The sequence below is a fragment of the Streptomyces sp. SYSU D01066-1 genome (genome assembly GCF_054956795.1).
Map to the genome: position 1 here is coordinate 130,338 of NZ_JBUDHV010000016.1, position 6,000 is coordinate 136,337.

The following is a 6,000-nucleotide window of genomic DNA, read 5'->3' on the forward strand; positions in this document are numbered from 1 at the left end:
GCCGCAGTGCCGGGCCCTCCACCGGTGCGGCCGGGTCCGCTCCTGTGGGCGGGCCCGCTCAGGCCGGCCTGGCCGCCGGCGGCAGCGGCGCGTGGTCCGGGAAGACCTGGAACGCCTGGGCACCCAGGCGGCGGAGCGGCGGGGGGGTGGCGGCCCCGGCGGCCTTCGGCGGGGCCGGGACGCCTCGGCCGGCCATGAGGAGGGGAACCGGGTCGTCCCGACCGTGCCGGTACAGCGGTCCGGCGCGGCGGGGAGACCCCGCCCGTGGGGGACGGGGCTCCCCGGGCGGGGGAGGGACGGCCGGGCACGCGGGCACGGGACAGGGACGACGGGGCGAGGACGGGCCGTCCAGCGGCCGGACTAGCATCGTCCCGTGTCCCTCCGTCCCCCTCCGCAGGCGGCCCGCCGCACGCTGCTGGCCCTGGCCGCCGCGGTGGCCGCGTCCAGTCCCGCGACGGTCCCCGGCCAAACCCGGGTGCGGTCACTGGTGCTGGCGACCGGGCTGTCGGGGGCGCCGTACGGAACCTTCGGCAGCCGGCTGGCCCGGGAGATCGACCGGCGGGTGGGCTCCCTGCGCGTCGACGTCGTCAACACCTCGGCGAGCATCCGCAACCTCCGGCTGCTCGGTTCCGGCGGCGCCGACCTCGGCCTGGTGCTCGGGGACAGTGCCGCGGACGCCTTCGAGGGGGCCGGTGCGTTCTCCCGGCCGCTGCCGGTGTCGGCGCTGGCCCGCATCTACCTCAACTACACCCACCTGGTGGCGCGTCCGGCGGCCGGGGTGGCCACCGTCTCGGACCTGGCGGCGCTGCGGGTTTCCCTCGGTGCCACGGGGTCGGGGACCGTCGTCGTCGCCCGGCGGATCCTGGCCGCCGCCGGTCTCGGCGGACGGGTACGCCGCTGTTACCTGGGGCTCGACGACTCGGTGCGGGCGCTGCGGCGCGGTGAGATCGACGCGTTCTTCGCGTCCAGCGGGGTGCCGGCGAGAGCCGTCACCAAACTGGCCGCCGCCCGGTCCGTCACGCTGGTCCCGCTGGACGGGCTGGCCCGGGTGCTGCGGGCGGAGCACGGGCCGGCGTACGTCGATGTGTCGATACCGGCGGGGACGTACGGGCAGGAGTCCGAGGTGCCGACGGTGGGTGTGCCGACGTATCTGATGGCCCGCTCGGCAATTCCGGCCCAGGACGCCTTCGAGGTGACGCGGGCGATGTTCGCGGCGCGGCGGACCCTGCCGGGTCCGGAGGTGCCCGGCGCCTATCTGGACGAGCGGTACGCGATCGGCACCGATCCGGTGCCGTTGCACCCGGGGGCCGTGCGGTACTACCGGAGTGTCTACGGCTGAGCACGCCGTACGTGGTCACCGGCGGCCGGGACCGGGCAGGCGGAACTCCACCACCAGGCCGTGCGGCCGGGCCGCCCGCAGGACGAGGGCGCCGCCGGCCGCGCGGGCCAGTTCGTCGGCGATGGCGAGGCCCAGTCCGCTGCCGTCGACGCCGCTGTGCCGGGGGGACCGCCAGAAGCGGTCGCGGGCGGCGGCGAGTTCCCCGTCGTCGAGTCCCGGGCCGTCGTCCTCGATCCGCAGCAGTACGTCACCGGCGCCCGGGGCCCCGGCGCCGGCCGTGTCGGTGACGGTGACGGTGACGGTTCCGCCGCGCGGGACGAACTTGACGGCGTTGTCGACCGCGATGTCCGTGATCCGGCCGGCGGTGTCGGGCGGGCACCGCACCACCAGGGCGCCGGGCAGGACGGTGCGCAGCCGCACACCCGCGACCTCGGTGACCTCCGCCCAGATCCGCAGCCGGGGGGCGAGTTCGGCGACGAGGTCGACGGGCTCGGCCCGGGCGGCGCCCTTGGCCTCGACGCGGCCGAGGGTCAGCAGGTCCTCCAGGAGGGTGCCGATGCGGTCGAGTTCGTCCATGGCGCTGTGGTAGCGGTCGGCGCCGGACTCCTTCAGGTGCGGGCGCAGGTTCTCCAGACGGAGGCTGAGGACGGCGAGCGGGGTGCGCAGTTCGTGGGAGGCGTCGGCGACGAACGCGCGCTGCTTGTCCAGCGCCGCGGCGACGGAGTCGGCCATGGCGTTGAACCGCGACTCCAGCCGCCGCAGCTCGGACGGTCCGCCGCCGGTGTCGGGGACGCGGGCCGTCATCCGGCCCTGGGCGATCGCCTCGGTGACCGCGTCCAGTTCGTCGACCGGCCGCAGGGCCCAGCGGGCGAGGCGCCGCGCGGCCTCCACCGCGAGGGCGAAGGCGACCGCCGCTCCCCCCGCCAGGGTGAGCCACACCATCAGGACGTCGTGGCGGGCCTCGGCGGTGGGCGCGGCGAGCAGCACCACGCCGGTCACCTGGGCGTCGCTGCCCACGGGTTCGGCGATGAGCACGCGGTCCGGTCCGAAGACGGTGACCAGCGGGAGGTGCGAGGTGGTGCGGCCGGCCAGGGCCCGGCGCAGCGGTCCGGCGCTGTGCGGCACGCCGCCGCCCGCGCCGGCCAGGACGGTGCCGGTGTCGCGGCGCACCTCCACCGAGGCGCCGTAGAGCCAGGCGTAGCGGTCGGCCTCGGCGCGCAGCACGCTCGGGTCGCTGTCCTGGATCGCCCCTTCGGCCAGCTCCGCCAGCCGGGTGGCGTCCGCGCGCCGGGCGAGCAGGAGTTCGGCGGTCCGTTCCTGGGTGTAGGCCAGGCCCAGGGGGACGGACAGGGCGAGCAGGACGCCGCCGATCAGCGTGAGGTAGGTGGCCAGCAGCCGGCGGCGCATCAGCCGCCCAGCCGGTAGCCGACCCCGCGCAGGGTACGGATCAGGTCGGGCCGGCCGGTCTTGGTGCGGATGCCCCAGACGTGCACGTCCAGGGAGCGGGAGACGGCGAGGAAGGCGTCCCCCCAGACCGCGTCCATGATCTCCTGCCGGCTGCGGACGGTCCCGGGCGTCCGGGCGAGCAGGGCGAGGACGTCGAACTCGCGTGCCGTCAGGGTGACCTCGCGCCCGGCCACGGTCACCGTGCGGGACGCCAGGTCGATGTGGACGTCGTCGACGTCCAGTGCCCGGGGCTCGGACCCCGGCTCCCGGCCGGGCCGGTGACTGTGCCCGGCACGGCGGCGTACGGCGTCCATCCGGGCCAGCAGTTCCCTGACGCGGAACGGTTTGGTGAGGTAGTCGTCGGCGCCCTGGCTCAGGCCCTGGAGGACGGTGCGTTCGTCACCGCGGGCGGTGAGCACGATCACCGGGACGGCGGAGACTTGCCGCAGTCGCCGGAGCATCTCCAGGCCGTCCATGTCCGGCAGTCCGAGGTCCAGGAGGACGAAGTCGGCGCGGTCCTTGCGGCGCAGGCCCTCGTCGGCGCGGCTCAACCGCTCCACCGGGTGGCCGCGCTCGACGAGGGCCGTGGTGAGGGCGTCGGCGAGCCGCTCGTCGTCCTCGATCAGCAGCACACGCATGGCGCCCAGGCTAGGCCGTGACCTCGGCGGCGCGGCGCGGGGCCTGGTCGCCCCGGGTGAAGGACACGTCCTTCGTCTCGCGCATGGTGAGGTACACCACCAGGGAGACCGCGGCGCAGCCCGTGACGTACCAGTAGAAGCCCGACTCCATGCCGGCGTCCTTGAACCACAGCGCCACGTACTCGGCGGTGCCGCCGAACAGGGCGTTGGCGAGCGCGTAGGGCAGGGCGACGCCCAGCGCGCGGACCCTGGCGGGGAACAGTTCCGCCTTCACCAGGGCGCTCATGGAGGTGTACCCGGTGATGATCAGCAGTCCGGCGATCATCAGCAGCAGCGCGCCGCCGAAGGTGGAGACGTGGCCGAGGGCGGTCATCAGGGGAACGGTGAAGATCATCGCGCCGAGCCCGAAGCCGATCAGCAGCGGCTTGCGGCCGACGCGGTCCGACAGCCCGCCGGCCAGGGGCTGCAGACAGATGAAGACCAGGATGGCGACGAAACTGACCAGGGAGGCGTCGGTGGTGCTCAGACCCGCGGTGTTGTGCAGGTACTTGGTCATGTACGTCGAGTACGTGTAGTCGCACAGGGTGCCGCCCATGCTGAAGCCGACGACGAGGGCGGCGGTGCGCCGGTACTGCCACAGCGCGCGCAGTGTGCCACGCCCGTCGCCCGGCCGCGTGCGGTCGGCCTCCTCCGCCGCCGCCTCCTCGTAGGCGTCGGTCTCCACCAGGTTGCGGCGCAGCCAGAACACGGCGGCGGAGCCCAGGGCGCCGACGACGAAGGGGATGCGCCAGCCCCAGGAGGTCAGTGTCTCCTCGGACATGTTCCGCTGGAGCAGGATCTGCAGGCTCAGCCCGATGAGCTGGCCCACCTTCATCGACACCATCTGGAAACTGGCGAAGAAACCGCGCCGGCCCGCGGGGGCCGCCTCGGCGAGGTACGTGGCGCTGGCCGCGTACTCACCGCCCACCGACAGTCCCTGGAGCAGCCGGGCGAGCAGCAGTACAACCGCGCCCCAGTAGCCGACCTGGGAGTGGGTGGGGGCGACGGCGATGAGGAGGGCGCTGAGCGACATCATGAGCACGGTCACGGTCAGCGCGGCCTTGCGGCCCTTGCGGTCGCCGAGCCGGCCGAGCAGCCAGCCGCCCACGGGCCGCATGAAGAAGCCGACCGCGAAGATGCCGGCGGTGTGCAGGAGCTGGGAGGTGGCGTCGCCCTCGGGGAAGAACGCGGACGCGAAGTACACGGAGAAGGTGGAGTAGACGAACCAGTCGTACCACTCGATCATGTTGCCGATCGAGCCACCGACGATCGCCTTCCAGGGGCTCGGCGCGGCGGCCCGCGCGCCCGTCGTGGACACAAGTGTCTCCCGCCTGTGAGGAAATGGAATGCCTGCGGCGAACCCGCATCACCGCAGGTCGCAGCAGCTTGACCGATGACCGCGGCGGCGGCCAGGACCCCCGGGTGAGATCTAACCGGCGCTTAAGACTTCGCCGGCGGCCGCACCGGCGGAATCCCGCCGCGGGTCCCGGTGCGGGTCCCGGTGCGGACGCCCTCGGTGCGGTGCCGCGTGCGGCGATGGCCTCGGCGGCCTCGTCCATGGCGGTGCGGAGCAGGTCGTCGCGGGGCCCTCCGGAAGGGACGGGGCGTCCGCCCGGCGGCGCCCCGCCGGGCGGACCGGGTGAACCGGCCGGTTCGGGGCCGCCGCGGTCCGGTGGGGCGGAGCGCGGCGGCCGGGCGGAAGCGGGTGTCAGCCGGATTTGCGGCGGAAGGTGCGGTTCTGGCCCTTGGGGCCGTTCAAGCCCTTGACCTTCTGGCGTCCCTCCTGGTGGGCCTGCTGGGACCTGCTGGCACGGGCCTTGCGCTGCAGGGCCTCCTGGAACTTGCGCTTGGTTTCGGCGGCCTCCGTCCGCTCCGTTCCTCCGGTCTTCCCCGTCTCCTCGGTCTTCCCCGTCTCCTCGGTCTTCCCCGTCTCCTCGGTCTTCTCGGGCTTCTTCTCCTGGCCGGCGGTCATGTGCGGTCTCCTTCGTTCGGTGGTCGGACGGTGGCTCGGTGGGGGCCTCGGGCGGGCGGAGCGGGGCTTCGGTCCCGGGCGGGAAGGGCGGGGTGGCCGCCCCGCAGGCGCTCACGCGGTCGCGGTCGTGGGAGACGGCGACGAGAGTGCCGGGGCAGGTGCGCGGGGCCTCTTCGAGTTCCCCGGCGAGGGGCGGCGGGAGGTGGCCGGCGGGCCCGTCGAGGAGCGGGGTGCCGCAGGGGCGGCTGAGCAGGCGGGCGGGGGCGAGACGCACGCCGGCCGGTGGAGAGGCCGGACGCGGACGGTGAGCCGCTCGGGGCTGAACAGGCCGAGCGCGAGAAGCGGCGCCTCGGGGCCGGCGCGCGGACGGCGGCCACGCGGCCGGCGGCCGGGCGCGGCTGGACCTGTTCGCCGCCGCGGAGGGCGCCGACGGCGCGGTCCCGGGGCGGCCCGGCCGGGCGGGACGCCCCGCCCGGGTGACGCGCTGTCAGGACGGCCCTCCCCGGTGACGTCCCGCCGGCCGTTCCGCCGTCAGGCCTCCGGTCCCGCCTCCGACATCCCGTGCA

General features: G+C 75.0%; 5 protein-coding genes. 1 reads left to right on the forward strand and 4 read right to left on the reverse strand.

What is annotated here, in order from left to right:
* Positions 1 to 373: 373 nt before the first annotated feature.
* On the forward strand, positions 374 to 1,339 hold the full coding sequence (locus ACY1JF_RS17645; RefSeq protein ID WP_462706088.1) for a TAXI family TRAP transporter solute-binding subunit: 966 nt from the start codon (positions 374 to 376) through the stop codon (positions 1,337 to 1,339).
* A 15-nt stretch (positions 1,340 to 1,354) separates the two neighbouring features.
* On the opposite strand, the gene ACY1JF_RS17650 is transcribed toward ACY1JF_RS17645, so the two are convergent.
* The 4 genes from ACY1JF_RS17650 to ACY1JF_RS17665 form a co-directional block, all read right to left on the reverse strand.
* On the reverse strand, positions 1,355 to 2,746 hold the full coding sequence (locus tag ACY1JF_RS17650) for a sensor histidine kinase (RefSeq protein WP_462706089.1): 1,392 nt from the start codon (positions 2,744 to 2,746) through the stop codon (positions 1,355 to 1,357).
* On the reverse strand, positions 2,746 to 3,423 hold the full coding sequence (locus ACY1JF_RS17655) for a response regulator transcription factor (RefSeq protein WP_462706090.1): 678 nt from the start codon (positions 3,421 to 3,423) through the stop codon (positions 2,746 to 2,748). The genes ACY1JF_RS17650 and ACY1JF_RS17655 overlap by 1 nt, the downstream gene beginning before the upstream one ends.
* 10 nt (positions 3,424 to 3,433) lie before the next feature.
* A complete protein-coding gene (locus ACY1JF_RS17660; RefSeq protein ID WP_462706093.1) occupies positions 3,434 to 4,708 on the reverse strand; it encodes an MFS transporter in 1,275 nt (424 codons plus the stop codon).
* Positions 4,709 to 5,170: 462 nt separating this feature from the next.
* Positions 5,171 to 5,434, reverse strand: coding sequence for a DUF5302 domain-containing protein (locus ACY1JF_RS17665; RefSeq protein ID WP_462706091.1), 264 nt, complete (start codon positions 5,432 to 5,434; stop codon positions 5,171 to 5,173).
* Positions 5,435 to 6,000 lie beyond the last annotated feature (566 nt).